This window comes from Streptomyces sp. NPDC014907 (assembly GCF_055562975.1).
The window spans coordinates 267,677-289,390 of record NZ_JBVHEG010000006.1; the positions used below are offsets into that span (position 1 = coordinate 267,677).

15 protein-coding genes are annotated in these 21,714 nt (G+C 73.0%); 7 read left to right on the plus strand and 8 right to left on the minus strand.

Annotation, left to right across the window (positions count from 1 at the left end):
• The first annotated feature begins 94 nt into the window (after window positions 1-94).
• From ACZ3IL_RS18960 to ACZ3IL_RS18980, 5 genes are all read left to right on the plus strand, one after another.
• On the plus strand, window positions 95-433 hold the full coding sequence (locus ACZ3IL_RS18960) for a hypothetical protein (RefSeq protein ID WP_467391558.1): 339 nt from the start codon (window positions 95-97) through the stop codon (window positions 431-433).
• Window positions 430-1,050: a BMP family ABC transporter substrate-binding protein gene (locus ACZ3IL_RS18965; protein WP_467391559.1), complete on the plus strand. Its 621-nt coding sequence runs from the start codon at window positions 430-432 to the stop codon at window positions 1,048-1,050. Before ACZ3IL_RS18960 ends, ACZ3IL_RS18965 begins: the two co-directional genes overlap by 4 nt.
• Before the next feature lie 242 nt (window positions 1,051-1,292).
• Window positions 1,293-11,927, plus strand: a complete 10,635-nt coding sequence (locus tag ACZ3IL_RS18970; RefSeq protein ID WP_467391560.1) for a LamG-like jellyroll fold domain-containing protein — start codon at window positions 1,293-1,295, stop codon at window positions 11,925-11,927.
• A gap of 47 nt (window positions 11,928-11,974) precedes the next feature.
• Window positions 11,975-12,385, plus strand: a complete 411-nt coding sequence (locus ACZ3IL_RS18975; RefSeq protein ID WP_467391561.1) for a hypothetical protein — start codon at window positions 11,975-11,977, stop codon at window positions 12,383-12,385.
• A 199-nt stretch (window positions 12,386-12,584) separates the two neighbouring features.
• Window positions 12,585-13,013: an LppU/SCO3897 family protein gene (locus ACZ3IL_RS18980; RefSeq protein WP_467391562.1), complete on the plus strand. Its 429-nt coding sequence runs from the start codon at window positions 12,585-12,587 to the stop codon at window positions 13,011-13,013.
• A gap of 58 nt (window positions 13,014-13,071) precedes the next feature.
• Here ACZ3IL_RS18980 and ACZ3IL_RS18985 read toward each other — a convergent pair whose 3' ends face one another.
• From ACZ3IL_RS18985 to ACZ3IL_RS19015, 7 genes are all read right to left on the minus strand, one after another.
• Window positions 13,072-13,476 (minus strand): hypothetical protein, encoded by a 405-nt coding sequence (locus tag ACZ3IL_RS18985; protein ID WP_467391563.1) that lies wholly within the window; start codon window positions 13,474-13,476, stop codon window positions 13,072-13,074.
• Between the two features lie 47 nt (window positions 13,477-13,523).
• Window positions 13,524-14,159, minus strand: a complete 636-nt coding sequence (locus ACZ3IL_RS18990) for an RNA polymerase sigma factor (protein WP_467391564.1) — start codon at window positions 14,157-14,159, stop codon at window positions 13,524-13,526.
• Window positions 14,160-14,234: 75 nt separating this feature from the next.
• On the minus strand, window positions 14,235-14,624 hold the full coding sequence (locus ACZ3IL_RS18995; RefSeq protein WP_467391565.1) for a hypothetical protein: 390 nt from the start codon (window positions 14,622-14,624) through the stop codon (window positions 14,235-14,237).
• Between the two features lie 194 nt (window positions 14,625-14,818).
• Complete coding sequence (locus ACZ3IL_RS19000) at window positions 14,819-16,024, minus strand: FG-GAP-like repeat-containing protein (RefSeq protein WP_467391566.1); 1,206 nt, start codon at window positions 16,022-16,024, stop codon at window positions 14,819-14,821.
• 195 nt (window positions 16,025-16,219) lie between these two features.
• Window positions 16,220-16,828 carry a GNAT family N-acetyltransferase gene (locus ACZ3IL_RS19005; RefSeq protein ID WP_467391567.1) on the minus strand — a complete coding sequence of 203 codons (609 nt, stop codon included), beginning with the start codon at window positions 16,826-16,828 and terminating at the stop codon, window positions 16,220-16,222.
• A 78-nt stretch (window positions 16,829-16,906) separates the two neighbouring features.
• Entirely contained in the window at window positions 16,907-17,500 is a 594-nt protein-coding gene (locus ACZ3IL_RS19010) for an HAAS signaling domain-containing protein (RefSeq protein WP_467391568.1), read from the minus strand.
• The gene (locus ACZ3IL_RS19015; RefSeq protein ID WP_467391569.1) at window positions 17,497-17,868 is read right to left on the minus strand and encodes a PadR family transcriptional regulator; all 372 of its coding nucleotides are present in this window, start codon (window positions 17,866-17,868) and stop codon (window positions 17,497-17,499) included. The genes ACZ3IL_RS19010 and ACZ3IL_RS19015 overlap by 4 nt, the downstream gene beginning before the upstream one ends.
• Before the next feature lie 60 nt (window positions 17,869-17,928).
• Between ACZ3IL_RS19015 and ACZ3IL_RS19020 the strand changes: the two genes are divergently transcribed.
• Complete coding sequence (locus ACZ3IL_RS19020) at window positions 17,929-18,474, plus strand: GNAT family N-acetyltransferase (protein ID WP_467391570.1); 546 nt, start codon at window positions 17,929-17,931, stop codon at window positions 18,472-18,474.
• Between the two features lie 38 nt (window positions 18,475-18,512).
• Window positions 18,513-19,097 carry a VanZ family protein gene (locus ACZ3IL_RS19025; protein ID WP_467391571.1) on the plus strand — a complete coding sequence of 195 codons (585 nt, stop codon included), beginning with the start codon at window positions 18,513-18,515 and terminating at the stop codon, window positions 19,095-19,097.
• An 84-nt stretch (window positions 19,098-19,181) separates the two neighbouring features.
• Here ACZ3IL_RS19025 and ACZ3IL_RS19030 read toward each other — a convergent pair whose 3' ends face one another.
• The gene (locus ACZ3IL_RS19030) at window positions 19,182-21,626 is read right to left on the minus strand and encodes a YfhO family protein (protein ID WP_467391572.1); all 2,445 of its coding nucleotides are present in this window, start codon (window positions 21,624-21,626) and stop codon (window positions 19,182-19,184) included.
• Window positions 21,627-21,714 lie beyond the last annotated feature (88 nt).

Sequence of the window (21,714 nt, forward strand, 5' to 3'; positions counted from 1 at the left end):
CGGGGGTGATCTTCGGGGCGGGGGATGTACCGTACGGCGTCCCCTGTCGTACGCCCGTGCGCCCCGGCGCGCATCCGTGAGAGGCCCCGCGATCGTGAACCAGTCCGTCGGTTGGGAGAAGGGGGCGGAGCCTCCGCACCGCGAGGAACTGCCGGGCCGGTGGGCCCGGGCGGGGATCGCGCTCGTGCCGCCGCTGAGCCTCGGCGTCCTCGGGTTCGTGCCGTCGCTGGTGTTCGCGCTGCGCCGGGGAACGCGCGGAGACCGGCTGGCGGCCCTGCTGTTCACGGCGGTCTCGGCCGGCTGGTGCCTCCAGGTCGCGCTGACCCCCGAGGAGACGCACGGCTTCCCGTACCTCCTCGACGTGGTGCTGCTCGCGGCCTCCACCGCGGGCGCGGCGGCGCACTGCCTCTTCGTGAAGGCGGTCGGCCGGTGAAGACCCGTCGTGTCTGGCGTGCGGCGGAGCGGCGTGCGGCCAGGAGGGAGGCGGCGGGGTCCGGTGCCCGGGCCTCCGGCCTGCTCGCCGGCACCGCCGGGGCGCTGCGCGGCCGGGCCGGCTGGGTCCTGGGGTCCGTCCTGGTCCTGGTCCTCGGCCTCCTCGGCCTCCGGCTGTTCGCCGTGCCGGGGGAGCGGAGCACCCCGCCCGACCCCCGGGCCCGTGCCTACGAGGACCGCGACGCCTGCCTGCTCACCGGCGAGCGGGGCATCGTGTCGGGCGCTCCGGCGGCCCCGGTGTGGGAGGGGATGCAGGCGGCGTCCGCGGACGGGCGGATGCGCGTGACGTTCGTGCCGGTGATGGGGGAGCAGTCGGCGGCGAACGCCCGCCCGTTCCTCAACGGCCTCGTGCAGCGGGACTGCGAGATCGTCGTCGCCTCGGGCGCCCCGCAGGTGGCGGCGGCCGAGGCGGCGGTGGCGCGGCATCCGGAGATCCGGTTCGTGACGGTCACCCGGGAGGGCGGCGCCGCGCACGGCAACCTGGTCCGGCTGGCACCGGGGGAGTCCTTGAAGGACGACGTCGCGGCGACGCTGAAGCGGCTGGCCCACGAAGGCTGACCGCCCGCGCCGGACACCGGAAGACGGGGAGACATCCGGAAAAGTTCCCCCACACGGGCAAAGGAAGGGCAAAAAAGCACACCCTGGTGTGAACTGGCGTTCCGTCATCGGGCAGGCTCGCGGGGTTTTGTATCCACCGCGTCAGCAAAGGCAGGCCCATGCGTATACGCCGGGCCCGTAGCCCTCACCTGTTCCCACCCGGTCGCCCCGGGAGACGCAGGCTGAGGGCTACGGCTCTTTCCGTGCTCATTTCCCTGTTCCTCATGGTCACCACCGAATCCGCGGTCGCCGCCGGCGTCACGCTCGAACCGGTGCGCATGCCCCAGATGTCCCTCTCGGGACTCTGGAAGTGGCTCCACGAGAACCCGCTCGACACCCCCGACCAGCGGGGCGGAACGGCCCGTGGCAAGAGCCACCGCGCCTCCGCCGACGCCACGAGCCTCGAAGGGGACGCGGGCCGCAAGCCGGGCAGGGGCAAGGGCGAACTCGCCCCCTACACCCGCGGCACCGACCGCCCCGGCACGTCGAAGACCGGCGCCGCCCGGGGCGACGCCCGGAGCTTCGACGCGCGCACCAGCAAGCGGGACGCGAAGAGGTCGACGGCGGCCTCGGACTTCTTCGTCAACGCCGACGGCTCCACCACCGTGCGCCACTTCGCCGGACGGACCAACTTCAAGGACGCCGACGGCTCCTGGAAGCCGATCGACACCCGGCTGACCGAGGACACCGACGGACGGCTCCAGCAGCGCGCCAACTCCCTGGACGTCGAGTTCGCGCCGGACGCCGCCGACCGGCAGCTCGCCTCGGTCGACTTCGGCGCGGGACGCTCGCTGGCGTACGCGCTGAAGGACGCCGCGAAGGCCGCGCCCACCGTCGCCGGGAACGGCACCGTCACGTACCCGGGCGTGCTGCCCGGGACGGACGTGCAGCTCGTGCCGCTGGCGGAGGGCTTCAAGGAGAACATCGTCCTGCGTTCCCCGCGGGCCGCGAACTCCTGGGTCTTCCCGCTCGCCGTGAAGGGGCTCACGCCCCGCGTCACCGACGACGGCGACGTGGAGTTCACCGACGCGACGGGCAGGGTCACCGCGACCGTCCCGCACGCGTACATGGAGGACTCCAGGATCGACCCCCGCTCCGGTGACGCCGCCCGGTCGCGGGCCGTCTCCTACGAGCTGACGACCACGGACGGCGGGCCGGCCCTGCGGATGACCGCGGACCGCGCCTGGCTCGACGCCCCCGAGCGGGTCTACCCGGTGACCGTCGACCCGACGGTCACCGCGTCGAACTCCACGTACACGCAGAACACCATCGGCGGCGACCACTCCACCGAGACCCAGATCAAGGTCGGCTCGTACGACTCGGGCACCAACAAGGCGAACTCGTTCCTGCAGTTCTCCTCGCTCGGCACCACGCTGAAGGGCCAGCGGGTCACCGCCGCCACCCTGAACGTGTACGCGCTCTGGTCCTCGACCTGCGCCGCCCAGTCGTTCTCGGTCCACCCCGTCACCCAGTCCTGGACCCCCTCCGGGGTCACCGCCTACCCCGGCCCCGCCTTCGGCACGGCCATGGGCTCGGCGACGCCCGCCCCCGGGGCCTCCTGCTCCAACACCGCGAACTCGGCGGGCGTCGGCGTGAAGATGCCGGTCGGCCTGAACACGACCTGGTTCAACCAGGTCGCTGGCGGCGCGGCGAACTACGGTCTCGCGCTGACCGCGCCGACCGGCGACATGCTGCACTGGAAGAAGTTCCACTCCGACAACTCGGCGACCGCCGGCTTCCGCCCGGCCCTCGACCTGACGTACACGGCGAACACCGCGCCGCAGGTCAACGCCTCGTACCCGCCGGAGAACTTCCAGGCCAACACCCTCCAGCCGGAACTGCTCGTCCACGCGAGCGACGCCGACAAGGGGCCGAGCCCGCTCTCGTACACCTTCGAGGTCTACGACGGCACCACCCTCGTCGCCTCCTCCGGCGCTCTGGCCAAGAGCAACTGGAAGGTCCCGGCGGGCAAGCTCAAGTGGTCGAAGAACTACGACTGGCTCGTCGGCGTCGGCGACGGCACGACGGAGGTCGTCCACTCCAGCAGCCTCACCACCGCCGTGCCGCAGCCGCCGGTCACCTCGGGCCTGACGCAGAACACCGACGGCCACGAGTTCGACCCGTCGGACGGCAACTACACGACCGAGGACACCGACGCCGACGTCCCCGTCATCGGCCCGTCCCTGGAGATCGACCGCTCCTACAACAGCCTCGACCCGCGGATCGACGGCGCCTTCGGCGCCGGCTGGTCGACGATCGCCGACATGAAGGCGACCGAGGTCAAGGACGGCGCCGGCACGGTCACCAGCGTGGTCATCACCTACCCGGGCGGTGAGCAGGTCGCCTTCGGCCGCAACACCGACGGCACGTTCGTGCCGCCGCTGGGCCGGTACGCCCGCCTGGAGGCGGTGACCACCCCGGCCGCCGGCTACAAGCTGACGGACAAGGACTTCACCGCCTACTCCCTCACGCAGGCCACCGGGAGGACCGGGGTCTACGCCATCTCCGGCATCGTCGACTTCGCGGGCCGGGCCGAGACGTTCGCCTACAACGCCTCGCGCCAGCTGACGAAGATCACCAACACGACGTCGAAGCGCTCGCTGACGCTCGCCTGGTCCACCCCGGCGGGCGCGACCGTGCCGCACGTCCAGACGGTCGCCACCGACCCGTCGACCGCGGGCGACGCCGCCACGGTCCAGACCTGGCAGTACGGCTACACCGGCGACCAGCTCGCCGCGGTGTGCCCGCCGGCCGACCGGACCACGTGCACGACGTACGCCTACGCCACCGGCAACCACTACCGCACCACCGTCCTGGACGCCGACCCGTTCGCCTACTGGCGGCTCGGCGAGACCTCCGGCACGCTCGCGGCCGACGCGATCGACGCCAACCAGGGCCAGTACAACGGCACGTACAGGAACGTGACGCTGGGCAGCGCCCCGGTGCTCGCCGGCTCCACGCAGAAGACGGCCACGTTCAACGGCACCACCTCGTACGTGGAGATGCCGAGCGCCCCCGGCGCGACGCCGTCGTACACGTCGGTGTCGCTGTGGTTCAGGACGACCACCGCCGGCGGCGTCCTCTTCTACTACGGCGACAAGCCGCTGAGCGACCCCAACCCGGTCGCCAACACCACGAAGAACACCCCCGCCGTCTACGTCGGCACGGACGGCAAGCTGCGCGGCTGCCTCGCCATGTCGCCCGGCTGCATGTCGACGATCACGTCCACCGCGACCGTCACCGACGGCCAGTGGCACCACGCGGTCCTCACCGGCGTGGCCAACAGCCAGACCCTGTACCTGGACGGCACCTCGCAGGGCTCCCTCGCGGGCACCATCAACGACTGGGTGCAGCCCTACATCACCCTGGGCGCCGGCGTGAACACCGACGGCTGGCCGTCGATGAACCCGAACGACCGGCTCGGGCACTTCACGGGCCAGATGGCCGAGGTGGCCGTCTTCTCCGAGCCGCTCAGCGCGTCCGTGATCGCCACCCAGTACCAGGCCGCCAAGCGGTCCGCCGGGCTGCTGAAGACGATCACCACCCCGGGCGGCAAGACCCAGGCCTCCGTCGTCTACGGCACCACCGACGACCTGGTCCTGCAGTCCACCGACGGCAACGGCGGCACGTGGAAGCTCAACCCGGCCACGATCACCGGCTCCTCGCAGGTCTACCGCTCCGCGGTGATGGGCTCCGCCCCGGCCGGCTACTGGCGCCTGGACGACACCCAGGCCGCGGCGCAGGCCGCCAACCAGGTCAACACCGGCTTCGGCACCTACAACAACGTCACCCAGGGCACGGAAGGCCCCTTCGGCCCCGACGACGTGACGGCGACGACCTTCGACGGGACCGGCTCCTTCCTGGAGATCCCGTACGGGCCGCTGCACGCCAAGCCGGACCGCTCGGTCGAACTCTGGTTCAAGACGTCCGAACCCGGCGTGATCATGAGCGACACGAGCGTCGCCCCGAACAGCACCACCACCCCCACCGGGACCTGGAGCGACCTGCTCTACGTCGGCGCGGACAACAAGCTGCACGGCCACTGGTGGAGCTCCACGTGCAACGGCACGGTGGCCCTGGGCTCCACGAGCACGGTCACGGACGACAAGTGGCACCACGCCGCCCTGTCGGCCGTCGGCACCACGCAGACGCTCTACCTCGACGGCGTCAAGCAGGGCACCTGCACCGGCGCCCCGAACGACCAGACGAACACGCGGACGTTCCTCGGCGCCGGCTTCGGCAAGTGGTACAGCTCGCCGGGTGACGTCTCCTACTTCACCGGCTCCCTCGCCGAGGTCGCGGTCCACTCCAAGGGCCTGACCGACGCCGACGTCGCCACCCACTGGTCCGCCTACAAGGCGTCCTCCGGCATCGCACCGGTGCGGACGGTCAAGCTGACCGACCCCACCGGCAAGACGCTGACCTACGTGTACGACGCCGAGATGGGCAACCGCCTGCTCGCCGCGATCGACACCGAGGGCAACCGCACCACCTACGGCTACGACACCGGAGGCTTCCTCCACACCATCACGGACGCCAACGGCAACCGCTCGATCACCGGCCACGACGTGCGCGGCAACGCGGTCTCCCAGACCACCTGCCAGGACACGAAGGCCAACAAGTGCTCGACGGAGTACTACACGTACTTCCCGGACGCGACCACCGTGCTGCCGCCGATGGACCTGCGCAACGACCTGATGCTCACCGAGCGCGACGGCCGTTCCACGGGCCCCACCGACAACGCGTACCTGACCAGCTACTCGTACGACACCGGCGGCAACCTGCTGTCGGTGACGACGCCCCCGGTGGCCGGGCACCCGAACGGCCGGACCGCGAGCACCACGTACACCACCGCCACCACCCCGGCGGCGGAGGGCGGCACGGCGGTGACGCCGGCGGGACTGGTGGCGCAGGTCACCACGCCGGGCGGCCGGAAGACGACGTACACGTACTACGCCAACGGCGACCTGGCGCAGATCACCGACGCCAACGGCGCCAAGGTGACGCACGCGTACGACAACCTCGGCCGCGAGACCTCCAGGACGGAGACCTCGGACGCCAACCCGGCCGGCCTCGTCACGAGCCGGACGTACGACAAGAACGACCAGGTCCTGACCGAGACCACGCCGGCCGTCACCAACCGGGTGACGGGCGCGAAGCACCAGGCCAGGACCACCACGGCGTACGACCCGGACGGCAACATCCTGTCCCAGAGCGTCACCGACCTCACCGGTGGCGACACCGCGCGCGTGACGTCGATGACGTACGACGCGAACAACCTGATGGCGAGCAGGACGGACCCGGGCGGCGACACCACGTCCTTCGAGTACGACGTCTACGGCAACAAGGTGAAGGAGACCGACCCCGCGGGCACGGTCAACACCTACACCTTCGACGCCGAGGGCCGGCCGCTCCTCACCAGCCTGCTGAACTACACCGGCGACCCGTTCAACCCCTCGCCGGCGACCACCCTCGTCCAGGAGTCCCGGGCCTACGACCCGGCCGGCCGCCTCGCGTCGGTCACCGACTCGATGGGCTGGCAGACGGCGTACACCTACACCGACGACGGCCTGTCGGCCACCGTGGCCCGCAAGGACCCGCAGACCGGCAAGTCCTTCACGGAGCAGGCGAACACCTACGACGCCGCCGGCAACCTGACCGAGCAGGTCACCAACGACGGGCAGACCCGCACCACCTTCACCGTCGACGCGGCCGACCGCACGGTGTCCGAGATCCTCGACCCCAACGGGCTCGCCAGGACCACGCACACCGCCTACGACCCCGACGACAACGTGGTGACCGAGACGGACCGCGACCCGGCGACGGGTGACGTGTCCACCACGGACACGCGGTACGACTCCCTGGGCAACATCACCGGCACCACCGTCCACGACGGCACCACGGCCCCGGTGGCCCGCTACGAGCTGGACGAGACGACCGGCTTCGGTCTGGCCGACTCCTCCGGCGCCAACAACACCGGCACCCACGGCACCGGCATGCACTGGAGCACCGACCGGAGCGGCAGCGCCGCCTTCGACGGTGACGTCAACTCCTGGGCACAGGCCTCCGGGCCCGCCGTGAACACGGCCGGCAGCTTCACGGTCTCCGCGTGGGCCAAACTGTCCGACCTGACCACGGGCCGCACGGTCCTGTCCCAGGACGGCGGCAGCGTGTACGGCTTCGTGCTCTACTACGCGGCCAACACCGGCTGGGCGTTCGCCCGCCCGCGCGCGGACGCGCTGCCCCTCGCCTACGACCGGGCGGTCTCCGCCCCGTCGGCGGCGGTCGCCGGGGCCTGGACCCACCTGGTGGGCATGTACGACGCGCAGGCCTCCAAGCTGCGCCTGTACGTCAACGGCACGCTCGCCCAGGAAGTCGCGGTCGCCGGCAACTGGGAGGCGACCGGCCCGTTCCAGATCGGCCGCCACAAGATGGGCGCCGGGAACTACGACTACGAGTTCAAGGGAGGCGTCGACGACGTCCAGGTCTACTCCGAGGCGCTGACCCCGGCGCAGGTCACCGCGGTCAAGGGCGGCACCCTGCCGGCGGCCGGCAGCACGGTCCGCACGACCACGTGGAAGCTGGACCAGCGCGGCCTGCCGATGTCCCAGACGGACACCGCGGGCAACGTCACGGACTACGGCTACGACGAGCTCGGGCAGCAGACGGCCGTCACCGAACCGGCCGTCATGGCGGAGCGGAACGGCGGGACCCCGGTCTCCGTCCGTCCCGTCACGATGACCGGGTACAACACCTTCGGCGAGGCGACGGAACTGGCCGACCCGCTGGGCAACGTGACGACGACGGCGTACGACGCCGAGGGCCAGGAGTCCTCGGTCACGACGCCGGAGTACCGGGCGCCGGGCGCCCCGGCACCGGTCCGGGCCACGACCTTCAACGAGTACAACAGGCTCGGACAGGTCACGGCCGAGGTCGATCCGCTCGGCAACCGCACCACGTACACGTACACGCAGCTGGGCGACCTGGCCTCGGTCACCGAGCCGGGCGGCGGTACGACCAAGTACACGTACGACACCAACGGCGACCAGCTGTCGGCCACCCGGCCGAACGGCGCCCGCCAGGAGGTCACCTACGACTACCTGGGCCGCGAGCTGACGAACACGGACATCGTGCGCCAGCCCACGCAGCGGGCCTACACGGCGATCAACGAGTACGACGCGCCGGGCGGCGAGCTCTCGCGCGCCGTCTCGCCGGGCGGTGTGAGCGAGTCGTACAAGTACAACGCGCTGGGCGAGATGACGGAGGTCACCGACTCCGCCGGAAGCGTCTCGCGCTTCACGTACGACATGGACGGCCGGCCGCTCCTGTCCACGGACCCCGACGGCACCAGCACCCGCAACACGTACGACGGCTTCGGCCAGCTGGTGAAGACCGAGGACCTGGACGCGACGGGCGCCGTGCTGCGGACCGCCCGCACGTCGTACGACCGCACGGGCAACGCGCTCTCGGTGACGGACTACCGTCAGCACACCAAGACCTTCGCGTACGACGCGGTGGGCCAGATCACCAAGGCGGTCGAACCGGTCTCCGCGACCGAGTCGATCACCACGACCTTCGGCTACGACGCCGCGGGCAACCGGACCCGGTTCACCGACGGACGGGGCAACCCGTTCCTGACCACGTACAACACGTGGGGCATGCCGGAGTCGGTGATCGAGCCCTCGACGCCGACCCACCCGGACGTCGCGGACCGGACCTTCACGGCCGTCTACGACGCCGCCGGGCGGGTGAAGGAGTCCCGCTCCCCGGGCGGGGTGACGAACTCCTTCGAGTACGACGCGAAGAGCCGCCTCGTCAGGCAGACGGGCACGGGTGCGGAGGCCGCCACGGCCGACCACACCTACGCCTACGACGAGGACGACCGCCTGACGGCCGTCGCGGGCCTCGGTTCGGAGAAGAACACCTTCTCCTACGACGACCGGGGTCTCCTCCTGACGGCCAACGGCCCCTCGGGCGCCTCGTCCTTCGCCTGGAACGGCGACGGCGCGATGACCACCCGGACGGACGCCTCGGGCACGTCGACGTACGGCTACGACGCCGCCGGCCGTCTGAAGACGACCAACGACGGCGCCACCGGCACGACGATGACGTACGACTACGACGTCAACAGCAACGTCACGTCGGTCGGCTACGGCCCGGGCAGGGCGAAGCGCAGCTTCGGCTACGACAAGCTGCAGCGCCTGACCAACGACACGCTCACGTCCCCGACGGGCAGGACGCTCTCGTCCCTCACCTACGGGTGGGACGAGAACGACAACATGACGTCGAAGACGACGGCCGGCGTCGTGGGCGCCTCCGCCAACACGTACACGTACGACTGGGCCGACCGCCTGGCGTCCTGGAACAACGGGACGACGACGGAGGTCTACGGCTACGACGCGTCCGGCAACCGCACCCGGGTGGGCGGCGACACCTACACGTACGACGCCCGGAACCGGCTGACGTCGGACGGCCACAGCACGTACACGTACACCGCGCGCGGCACGCTGAGCTCGGTGACGGACGAGGCCAGCCGCGTCACGACCATGAAGACGGACGCCTTCAACCGGGTGATCCAGGAAGGCGACCGCACCTACGCCTACGACGGTTTCGACCGGGTCCTGTCCGCCAGTGAGGGCGGTACGGCCGTCCACGCCTTCCAGTACAGCGGCGCGGACAACGACGTGGCCTCGGACGGCGTGTCCACCTACAGCCGGGACGCGGACGGCTCCGTCGTCGGCGTGAAGAGCGCGGCCACCGCGGTGCTGGCCCTGACGGACCTGCACACCGACGTGATCGCCCAGTTCACCGCCTCCGGCGAGGCGCTGACGGGGTCGACGACCTACTCGCCCTTCGGCAAGGTCGCCCAGTCCTCGTCGATGCTCGGCGCGCTGGGCTACCAGTCGGGATGGACCGACCCGCAGACGGCCAAGGTCAACATGGCCGCGCGCTGGTACTCGCCGCAGACCGGACAGTTCAACGGCCGGGACACGGCGGACAACTCGCCCCTCCCCGACTCGGTGAACGCGAACCGGTACGCGTACGCGAACGGCAACCCGATGACGGGCGTCGACCCGACGGGCCACTGGTTCGACTCCATCAAGAAGGCCTTCAAGAAGGTCACCAAGAAGGTCAAGTCGGTCGCGAAGTCGACCTACAAGAAGGCGAAGGCGGCGGTCAAGAAGGCCGCCAAGGTCGTCAAGAAGGCCGCCAAGGCGGTCAAGAAGGCCGTCAAGAAGGTGGTCAAGCGCGCCAAGCGCGCGGTGCGGAAGGCCGTGCGTCACGTCGCGGACAGCGTGCGGAAGGTGAAGAGATACGTCAAACGCGTGTACAAACGCGTGAAACGTGTCGCCCACAAGGTCGTCAAGCACGTCAAGAGGGCCGTGCGGAAGGTCGCCAGGGCGGTCAAGCACGTCGCCAAGAAGGTCGTCAAGGCGGCCAAGAAGGTCGGCAGGGCCGTCAAGAAGGCGGCGAAGGCGACGGCCCACTTCGTCAAACAGCACGCCTCGACCATCGCCTCGGTGGCGACGGGCATCGCCGTCTTCGCGGGCTGCACCACGCTGACGGCCGGTGTCGGCGCCGTCGGCTGCGCCGCCCTCGCGGGCGCGGCGGCCAACGGCGTGGGCTACATGATGAGCGACGGCCCGAAGTCCGTCGGAGGCTTCCTCGGCGCGGTCGCCATCGGCGCCGTGACCGGTGCGGCCGGCGGCGTCGGCGGCCGTCTCGCGGCGAGCGCCGCGGGCAGGCTGCTCTCCGGCACGGCCGGAAGGATCGCGACGAACGTCGCGGAGAGCGCCGGTGAGGAAGCCCTCGCGGGCGCGGTCGAGTACGGCACCTCCTGTGTGAACAGCGAGGAGGGCTGCTCGGTCGCCGGAGCCGCGAAGGCGGCCACGATCGGTGCCGTCATGGGCGGCGCGTTCGGCGCGAAGGGCAAGGGCAACGGTCCGAAGTCGAAGCAGTCCGGGGGCGACAGTTCCGGTCCCGGCTGCCCGATCCGGAGCGGAGGCACGCCGCACAGCTTCACCGGCAGGACGCCGGTCCTGATGGCGGACGGCACGACCAGGGAGATCTCCAAGGTCAAGGCGGGCGACAAGGTCCTCACGGCCGAGCCCGGCAAGAAGACCAAGGAGGCGCACGAGGTCAAGCAGGTGATCGTCACCAAGACCGACCGCGACTACGTCGACGTCACCCTCGTCACGAAGACCGGCCGGAAGACGATCGAGACCACCAGGCACCACCAGTTCTACGAGTTCAGCCGCAACTCCTGGACGCAGGCGGGCGACCTCAAGGCCGGCCAGAAGCTCCAGAACGGCGAGGGCGCCCCGGCGGCGATCGTCGACGTCACGTCGTACGAGGCCGACAGGACCACGTACGACCTGAGCGTCGAGGGCCTGCACACGTACTTCGTGTTCGCGGGCGACTCGGTCGTGGCGGCCGATCCGGGTGACGCGGTGCTGGTGCACAATTGCGGTGGCAAACAGCCCGGTCACTCGAGCGTCTGTGAGTGCAATCCGGAGAACCCGAGGAGCGAGGTGACCCTCGACAGGGACTCCTTCGAATCCGCGAGGAACACCGGACTGGACATCATCGGTTCGCTCGACACCGGTACCCGGAAGACCATGCGGGGGCGCCTGGAGGTCGCCGTCGAAACCTTCGGCAAGGTGACCGGATTCACCGGGAAGAGCGGCGGCGAGTACAGAGAGTTCCGCCTGGACGTCGACGAAAAGAAGGGCGCGCACATCAATGTCATGACGGGCAGGGGCGCGAACGTTCGGAAGTACGCGATCCGCTGGCCGTCCGACACCGTCGCCCCCTGGCTCAGGAAGCTGCAGAGATGACCGAGAACAATACTTACGGAAGCCGGCCGGACTACCTTCCGGCTTTCATGAACGACCCGCGGGACGAGGACGGTCGCCAGGTCGTGCGACTGGACCGTGCCGAAAGCCGGGAGCTGGAAGCGGTGACCCTCAACAGGTTCCCGGCCGCCTCCGGTGATGTCCTCGATTTCGATGCCGTCTCGTACGAGGACCGCCTCTGGTGGGACGACGAGGAGCACTGGGCGAGGATGGCGGCGGATCTCCTCGCTCCTTACGCGGAACGCGAGGAGCGGGTGGCCGTTCTCTGGGGAAACCTGGTGATGCCGACGGTGACCATGCCCGCGCGCGTCGCCGTGCGGCACGCGCGGGACATCGTCGAAGCGGGACCGCACTTCTGGATCTACCCGTTGGGTGGTTCCGTCCTCATCGAATGCCTGATGGACGGGCAGGTGACGGTCGCGGCGATCCCGTCGGAGTAGCCGGCTGAACGGTGAAGCCCCGGAGGGAACCCTCCGGGGCTTCACCGTTCCCGGGCTCTGTCCGGCCCGCGTCCCTGACGGGGCGACAGCATCACGACTCCGCATCTGATCGGTCAACGAACCCCCGTGATCCTTTTTGCCCTTTTTGGTAAATGTAGCGTTCGCGTCTGATCATGTTCACATCCCCAAGGAATCCTTCATGACGACGCCTTCCGCGCCTTCCGCCCCCGAGCAGCAGCCCGTCACTCCGGAGCAGCAGCCCGTCGCCCCGGAGCAGCAGCCCGCTCCCGCCAAGGCCAAGAAGGGTTCCGCGGTCCTCAAGAAGGTCGGCGGCGTCCTCGTGGCGATCGTCGTCGCCGTCGCCGTGAAGGTCGGCCTCCCGCACCTCACCGGGAACGCCCCGGTGCACGCCGAGCCCGGCGAGTGCGTCACCGTCACCGGCCCGGACAACGACCCCAAGGTCGACACCGTCGACTGCTCCTCCGGGAAGGCCGACCTGTTCAAGGTCGTCAAGGTCATCGACGACAGCTTCGACCTGAGCAAGTGCGGCGAGGAACTGTCGGCGCTCGGACAGCAGCTGAAGTCGGACAAGTTCGTCCTCTGCCTGGACGAGGTCACCGCGAAGTAGCGGCGCGCCGCCCCCCAGGAAGGGCCGGGACCCCCGGGTCCCGGCCCTTCCGCGTCCCCTACGGGGCGTCGGCCGGCTCCGGGGTCGTCACCGTCGGGGCGGCCGGGCCCGATGTCGGCGTCGGGACGGGCGACGGGGCCGGGCCCGTCGGCGCGGTGGTGGCGGCGGTACGGGCCGGGAGCACCGGGGCCGGGGCCGGCGAGGCGCCGGGCAGCAGGGCCGGGACGCACGCGGCGGCCACGGCGGCGGCCGCGCCGAACGCGGCGAGGGCCACCCGGCGGACCCGGCGCGTCCCCCAGGAACGCCCCCGCGGCGGCGCGTCGCGGCGCAGGTCGCGGTAGGTCACCAGGGCGGCCCGCGCGGCGAACGCGGCCCGCAGCCGCTCCTCGGTCGCGGCCCGCGACCGCCCGTCCGCCACGGTCCGCGACCGTCCGTCCGTCACGGCCGGGCCGGTCTCCGTCACAGGCCGACCGGTCTCCTGCGCGGGCCCGTGTTCTTCGGCGCCCGGTGTCATCGGACCGCCTCCAGTCTCTTCTCCAGGGCGTCGAGCGCGCGGCTCGCGGTGGACTTCACCGTGCCGCGCGAGAGTCCGAGGGTCCGCGCTATCTGCTCCTCGGTCAGCTCCGACCAGTACCGCAGGACCAGCACCTCGCGCTGGCGCCGGGTCAGCAGCGCGAGCGCGTCCAGCACGTGCCGGTGCTCCTCGGCGAGCAGCAACCCCTCGTCCACGGGCGCCCCGGCGCCCGGGTGGGGCGGGACGTAGGCGCGGGCGGTGCGGCGTCTGCGCAGGACGGAGCGGGCCGCGTTGACCACGGCGGTGTGCAGGTACGCGCCGGGGTCCCGGAGCCCGTCCAGCGAGGTCCCGTAGGCGCGGCACAGGGCCGCGAAGGCGTCCTGGACGACGTCCTCGGCGGTGTGCAGGTCGTCCACCAGGAAGAGCGCGAGCCGCACCATGTCGAGCCGCCGGGCGTGGTACAGCTCGGTGAGCGTGGGCGCCGGCCCGTCCCCGTACGGGAGCGGAGCGACCGCCCGGAGACGGCGCTCCGGCGCGGGCACCGTTCCGGCCCCGGTTCCGCTCCGGGAGACGCGGGCGAGCAGGCGGGACCACCAGGGCGGCACCGCGGCGGCGGGCAGGACGTACTGCATGGGCCTCGATCCGTTGCGCGGGGACCGGGCGGGCCGGGGCGCGGGAACCCCGCCCCGCCCCGCCCGGCCGTGGTGCTACTTGCCCGGCACCGGCCGGGTCACGCGGGGCGCGACCGGAGCGGGAGCGGCGGGCGCGGGCCGGGAGACGTCGCCGGCCGCCGGAGCGGGCCGGGAGACGTTCCCGGTCTCCGGAGCGGGGGCGGGCACGGGCACGGCGGGCACGGTCACGGCCGGCTTCGCGGCGGGCTTCGGAGCGGCGGGCACGGTGACCGGCGCCGGGGCGGCCGGCACCGGGGCGGGGGCCGTGACGGCCTTCGGCGCGGCCGGGACCGGAGCCGGGGCCGGACCCGAGTCGGCGACGGCCTGGACGGCGAACCCGCCGCCGAGGAGGAGCGCGGCACCGGTGAGGACGGCACCCAGGACCCGGGGGCGGGGGCGTTGGTTCCGCTTGACGTGGCTGGACATGGGGTTCTCCCGAGGAAGCGAGGAAGTCCGGACGCGTGGCCCGGTGGTCTGTCGAAGGGCGCCTTCAACCCACCAGACGTGCGGCACCGCGCGGGGTTGCGGCTCCCTCCGGAAAACTTTCCGGAGGGAGCCGCGACCCCGGCCCCGCCCGGCTTCCGGCTTCCCGGTCGCCGTCGAAGTCCCGTGTCCCGGGGTCAGAAGGCCCCGTTGAGGCCCCACCATTCGCCGTCGGTGCGGCTGCCCGGGGCCAGGGCCCCGGTCCCGAGTCCCCGGTAGGTGACGAGCCAGCCCCAATGGCCCGGGTAACCGTCGATGACGTAGGCGCTGTTGGTGACGGTCGCCAGGTCGGCGCGGCCGTCCCCCGTGAAGTCGCCGACGGCGAGGAAGCTGTCCATCGCGTTCCAGCCGCCGCTGCCGATCAGCTTGCGGGCACCGAGGGCGGAAGCACCGCCCGGGTACGACCAGAGCCGTCCGTTCGACGCCTCGCGGGCCATCAGGTCGGGGCGGCCGTCGCCGTTCGTGTCACCGGGCGCGACCAGTTTGTTCATGGCGTTCCAGCCGCTGCCGAGGAGCTTCCGGGCGCCGAGGCCGCCCGAGGCGGTCCCTGGGTACAGCCAGAGCTTTCCGGTGGACCTCTCCACGGCGAGGAGGTCCGAGCGGCCGTCCTTGTTCAGGTCCCCGAAGGCGGTGATCCCGGACATGGCGTTCCAGCCGCTGCCGAGGAGCTTCCGGGCACCCAGACCACCCGTACCCGTGCCGGGATAGAGCCACAGCCTGCCGGTGGACTTCTCGCGGGCGACGAGGTCCTCGCGGCCGTCACGGCTGAAGTCCCCGTGCCGCGTGAAGGAGTCCATGGGGTTCCAGCCGCCGGAACCGATCATCCGCCCCGTACCGTCGCCGGGGAGGAACCACAGGCGTCCCGCGAGGTCCCGGACGAGGACGTCGGCCCTGCGGTCACCGTTCATGTCGCCGAACCCGGCGGCCTTCGGCGCGGTCACCGCGCTCCAGTACGGGTAGGCCGGCAGGCCGCACTCCCGCTCCGTACGCGCGAACTTCAGCGAGCTGACGTCGGCGTCCGAACCGGACCACGCCCCGGGCCCGTTGGGCGACGCCGGGAAGTAGCCGTTCCAGGTGCTGTGGTTCGCGTCGTCGTAGAGGCAGACCGTCGTGGACGAGCGGTTGCTGTACGTGCGGAAAGAGTTGTTCCACGACCCCAGGGTCGTCATGCTTTTGTTCGTCTTGAACATGGTGCCGGTGGCGTCGTTCGTCTTCCAGGCGCAGAAGTACCCCTGGGGACAGCTGGTGGCCGCGGCCTGTGCGGGTGCCGTGCTCACGCCGAGGACCGCCGCGGAGGCGAGTCCCAGTACGGTGGCCAGCGCTCGCGAAAGTGTGGTGCGCATCTGTTCCTTTCCCGGATGCCGCGCGGACGGGTGTTCCCCGCGTCACGCGTGCGGGTGCACCGTAGCGGCACCGGCCGGCGGACGGCCATCCGGTATTCCGCGCCCCGGGGGCGCCTCGCCCCCGGGGGCGAGGGCGGCGTGATCCGGCGGGGGCGCGGCCCGCCCGGATGCCGGTGGAGGCGCGGACGCCCCGGCTCACGGGGCCTGCGGCTCCCGGCGCATCGCCCACAGGACCGGGCCGCCGCCGGGCAGCCGGAACTCGTCGCGCACGACGAAGCCGAAGTGCTCGTAGACGGGGAGGTTGTCCGGCTTGGAGGACTCCAGGTACACCGGCAGGCCCGCCGCGTCGGCCTTGGCCAGGCCCGAGCGCAGCAGGGCGGAGCCGTGGCCCCGGCCCCGGGCGGCGGGGTCGGCGCCGATGACGGCGAGGTACCAGTGGGGTTCGGAGGGACCGTGCTCGGCGGCGGCCGTGACCGCGTCGCGGAAGGCCCCGGCCCGGTCGCCCAGTATGCCCAGGAGTTCCTGGATGGTCTCCGCGTCGGGGACGGCCTTCTCCGCGCCCTCGGGCGCCACCCAGAACGCCGCCGCCGCGTCGGTGCGTTCGCACACGCCGTGGAGGCCGTACTGGCGGGTGAAGAGGGTGGTGAAGTACCGGCGGAGGCCCGCCTCCCGGCCGGCGTCGTCGGGGAAGAACCAGCGCATCATCGGGTCGTCGCCGAAGGCGGAGGCCAGCGTGCGGGCCATCTCCGGAGCGTCGTCGATCACGGCCGGCTTCGGTGTGTTCGTCAGGGACATGCGGGTCATTCTGCATCCGTGACGATCTTGGTCGGCCGGGGGGTCCCGTACGCCCGGCCGGACGTGCGGGCGGCCCCCGGGGCCCGGCTACGCGGCCCGCCGGGCCGTGCGGTGGAGGCGGACCGCCGCCGCGGCGGGGAGGGCGACGCCGGCCGCGAGGCCGAGGAGCAGTGCCGTCGGGCCGAGGCGCCCCGACGCGCCGAGGAGGCCGGCGAGGACGACCGCGGCCGGGGTCGCGGCGACAAGGACGGTCGCCAGGACCTTGGTGCCCCGGTCCCAGGCGCCGGACTGCCACAGGAGGAAGAGGGTCGCGGCCAGGACGAGGAGGGCGAGGAAGGGACCGCCGAAGAGCCCGGTGACGCCGCTGACGCCGGCCAGGGCGACGACGGGGGTGGTGGGCCCGGCGTGTCCGGTGTGCCCGCCGTGCTCCCCGTCCCCGCCGGGCGCGGCCGGTGCCTCCGGCTCCTCCGCGCGGGCGGCGGCGGCGATGGAGGCGGGGCTGCCGAGCCGTTCGAGGGCGGCGCGCACGGTCTCCCGGTCCGGGTCGTCCCCGACGGCCACCTCCAGGTGTTCGCGCAGGTCCGCGAGGAGTTCCTCGCGGCGCCCGGCGGACAGGAAGGACGCCTCCCGCCCGACGGCGGCCAGGTAGTCGGTGACGAGGGGGTGCTCGGTGCGGGTCATGCGGGACCTCCGGGAGACGCGGTCAGGAAGTGGTCGACGCCGTCGCGGAAGCGCGGCCAGCTCTCGGTGAACCCGGCGAGCGCGGCCCCGCCGGACGCGGTGAGCGTGTAGTAGCGGCGGGCGGGCCCGGTGGCCGACTCGCGCAGTTCGGTGGTGACGAGGCCGTCGCGGCGGAGGCGGGAGAGCAGGGGGTAGATCGTCCCCTGGCTGGTGGTCATGACGCTGACGGAGGCCAGTTCGTCGAGGATTTCCACGCCGTAGCGGGGGCCGTTCCGGAGGAGGGCGAGGACGCAGTACTCCAGGACGCCCTTGCGCAACTGACTGGCGACCCGGTCGGCCGCCTCTGCTCTTGCTTCACCAGGAACCATGCGATGCAAGATAGCCGGGAGCGGAGCCGGGGGCAACGGGAGGCGTGCGACGATCCCCCGGTGACCGAACCGGACGACCCGGCCGCGCCCGGGACCCCGCGCACCGAACGCCTCGACCTCGTGCCGCTCGCCGTCGCGCACGCCGGGGAGATGGCGGAGATCCTGGCCGACCCCGCCCTGTACGCCTTCACCGGGGGCGAGCCCCCGGACCCGGCCGCGCTGCGGGCGCGCTACGAGCGGCTGACCGCCGGATCGCCGGACCCGGCCGTGACCTGGCTCAACTGGGTGGTGCGGGTCCGCGCCGAGGGCCGCCTCGCCGGGACCGTGCAGGCGACCGTCACCGGGGGCGGCCGGGTCGCGGAGGTCGCCTGGGTCGTCGGGACCGCCCGGCAGGGGCGCGGGATCGCCCGCGAGGCGGCCCGCGCCCTGGTCGGGCTGCTCACGGCCCGGGGCGTGCGGACCGTCGTCGCCCACGTCCACCCCGGCCACGCCGCCTCCGCCGCCGTCGCCCGCGCGGCCGGCCTCGCCCCGACCGGCCGGGTCGTGGACGGGGAGGTCCGCTGGGAGCGGCGGACGGAGACCCCCGGCGGCTTGGGCCCCGGGTGAGGGGGTAGCAGCCCGGGACATCTTCCGGGAGGCTCGTTTTGGACATCAGTGGGGACGGAGTCCTCTGTTCCGCCTGCGTGGCGCTGCTCGCCGTCGCGGCCGGCGCGTGGCAGGCGCGGCGGGAGGCCGGACGCGGGCGGGAGCGAGCGCGAGGGGTCTTCGGCACCGTGGCGGTCCTCACCCTCGTGCCGTTCCTGCTCGTCACCCTCTCGCGCGTCCACGGGACGGACAACAGGATCTCGGCGGTCCCGTTCCACGAGATCCGGAACGCCCCGGCCCGCGCCGGGGCCGCCTTCCCGGACGTGCCCTTCCTCGACGTCCTCGGCAACGTCCTGCTGCTGGTCCCGTTCGGCGCGGCCGTCGCGTTCGTGTGGGCGGGTTCCCGGCGCGTGCTCAAGACCGCCCTGACCGGGGCGGCGGTCTCCCTGACCGTCGAAGTGGCGCAGTGCGCCCTCTCCCTGGGCAGGGTCTCGTCCGTGGACGACGTCCTGCTCAACACCGCCGGCACGGCCCTGGGCGCCTTCCTGGTCCGCCCCTGGTCACGGGAGGAGCGGCACGTCCCGCCGCCGGCCGGACCGGCCCGGCCGGCCGTTCGGGACCGGACGGGTGCCGGGGGGCGGTGAACGGGAGGACGCCGACGACGGCCGGCAGCGCCCGGAAGCGGGGCCGGGACGCGTGCCCCGGCCGCCCGCGCACCGCGACGTCCCTCAGCCCGGACGCCGGGGCGTGAACGGGGCGCGGGCCCTCCTCCGCGCGGCCACCGCCGTCCCCGCGAGCAGCAGTCCCGCCGCCGCGCCCGCCGCCAGGCCCGCCCGCAGGCCCGGGGGCCGGAACGCGCAGGAGATCTCGGTGCGGCCGCTCCCGAGGGGAACGGCCAGGAAGCCGCCGTACGAGACCGGTCCGGCGCCCTCGCAGTGCCAGCCCGCGACGCGGGGGACCGCCACGACCGCCGTGCCCCCGCCCGGCGGGAGGACCGCCCGTATCCCCGACGAGGTCACCTCCACCGAGGTCGCCGCCCGGGCGCGGAGGGCCGCCACCGCCGCGCGCAGACGGCCGTGGTCCAGGCAGCCGAGCTCCCCGGGGCCCGGGAGGGACGGCCGCAGGCCGGGGGTCCGCTGGAAGCCGAGGGACACCATCGCCTCCTGCCGCTTCGGCCGGCCGCCCCGGAGCCGGACCTCGCGGTCGCCCAGGCGGGCCCGGCCCGTGGCGTCCGGGGCCCAGAGGAACACCTCCGTGCCGACGGGGCACGCGCCCGCGCGCGGGGCCCCGTACACCCGGGAGCCGAGCAGCAGTTCCTGGTTGCGGAAGGGCGACGGGCCGTAGACCGGGGGCGGTCCCGGCGGCCGTACCGTCACCAGGGGGAGGCGGACGTCCGTGCGGACCACCGCGCCGTCCCGCCACCGCGCGCCCACCCCGGACAGCGCGTCCGTCACCGGGTTGTCCAGGCCCGTCAGGTTCCGGCCCCGCGAGGTCCAGCCGCCGCCCAGCGCGTCCAGCGCGGCGGTGAGGACCGCCGGGGTGTGGCTGCTGTAGTACGCGGCGCCCTGGCCGCCCAGGAGGAGCGGGTCGTTGCCCGCGACCCGGGGGAGCCCGGGGTCCGTGCGGTACGCGGGCCAGCCGTCCGCCGCCGCCAGGGCCGCCGTCCGCCGCTCCTCCGCGGCGCCCGGCGACGGGTAGTCGTCGAGGCGGCGTATCCGCTCCCGGTCCGCGTACGCCGTCGTCGCCGCCGACTGGCCGACCAGCGTCCCCGCCGCCAGGAGCGCGGCGAGCAGTCCGTACCGGCCCCGGCGGGGGAGGAGCAGCGCGCCCGCGGCGGCCGCGAGGCCCGCGCCCGCGAGCGCGAGCGACCAAGGGGTGAGGAGGGGGCTCGGCAGCGCGGCGAGCGCGAGGGCGAGGACGACGGCCGCGCCGCCCGCGACCGCCCGGCGGTCCGGACCGCCGGGGGACGGGGCCGCCCCCGCCCGGTCCCCACCGGGAGCCGTCGCGTCCCGGCCCCCGGTCAGGCACGTCCAGGCCGTCAGGACCAGCACGCCGGAGAGGACGAACGTCTGCCGGTACGGGCTGCCGTTCGGCGTCGCGAAGGCGTGCCAGAGCAGGTGCGTCGGCCCCCACTGCATCGACGCCGCCACCGCCGCGCACAGTCCCGGCCACAGCCACCGCTCCCGGCCCGGCACGTCGCGGCGGAAGAGCAGCGCCCCCGCGAGCAGCGTCACCGCCGTGCAGACGTAGGCGGCCGGGGTGGAGAAGCTGTAGGTCACCGGGAGCAGCCGGGCCAGGACGTCCGTGCCGGCCGCCGGGGCGAACTCCCGGACCAGGCCCGGGTGGGCGTGCCGCGAACCGAGGAGGACCGGGACCAGGACGGGGGCCGCGAGACCCACCCCGGTGACCGCCGTCACCGCCGCCCGCAGCAGCGTCCGCGCCCGGAAGGAGTCCGTCACCGCCAGCCGGACCAGGAGGACGAGGAGGGCGCCCAGGGTCGCCATGTACGCGGTGTAGAAGTTCGCGACCCAGCAGACCGCCACCACCAGGGGGCCCAGGAGCGGCCGGCGGCCCTCCCGCACCCACTCGCCCACCAGGCAGAGCAGGGGGAGGGCGATCAGGCCGTCCAGCCACATCGGGTTGTAGGTGGCCTCCACGACGGACCAGCCGCACAGCGCGTACGAGGCGCCCAGGACCGCCGCCCACCACCACGCGCCCGGACCCAGCCGGCGCAGCAGGTGCGTCATGGCCGCCGCCGCGACCGCCGTCTTCAGGACGGTGATCGCGTACACCGCGTACGCGACGTCGCCGCGCGGGAAGAGCGCCACCAGCGGGGCGAAGGGGCTCGACAGGTAGGTGCCGTAGTCGGGCAGGAAGGCCGTGCCCCAGCCCGCCCGCCAGTCGAGGAGGAGGCCGCCGTCCGCCCGGCCCCGGAGCAGGTCCCACAGGTGCGCGTGGAACGGCACGAACTGGTTGGCGAGGTCGTTGACGGACCGGTGGCGCGGCCCGAAGGGGAAGACCCGGGCGGCGGCGTCCCCGCCGCAGACGGCGACGGTGGCGAGCACGGCGGCGAGCAGTGCGGGGAGCGCGGCGGCGGACGGCGCGGGAAGTGCGGCGGCGGACGGCGCGGGGAGTGCGGCGGCGAGCGGGCGCGGGCCCTTGGAGTTCGGCATGACGAGTCGAATATGCCCAGCGTTTCCAAGGGCGGGAAGCGGTCCGGGGAGCCGTTCACGCGATGGCCGCCCGGGGGTCATGCGCGCG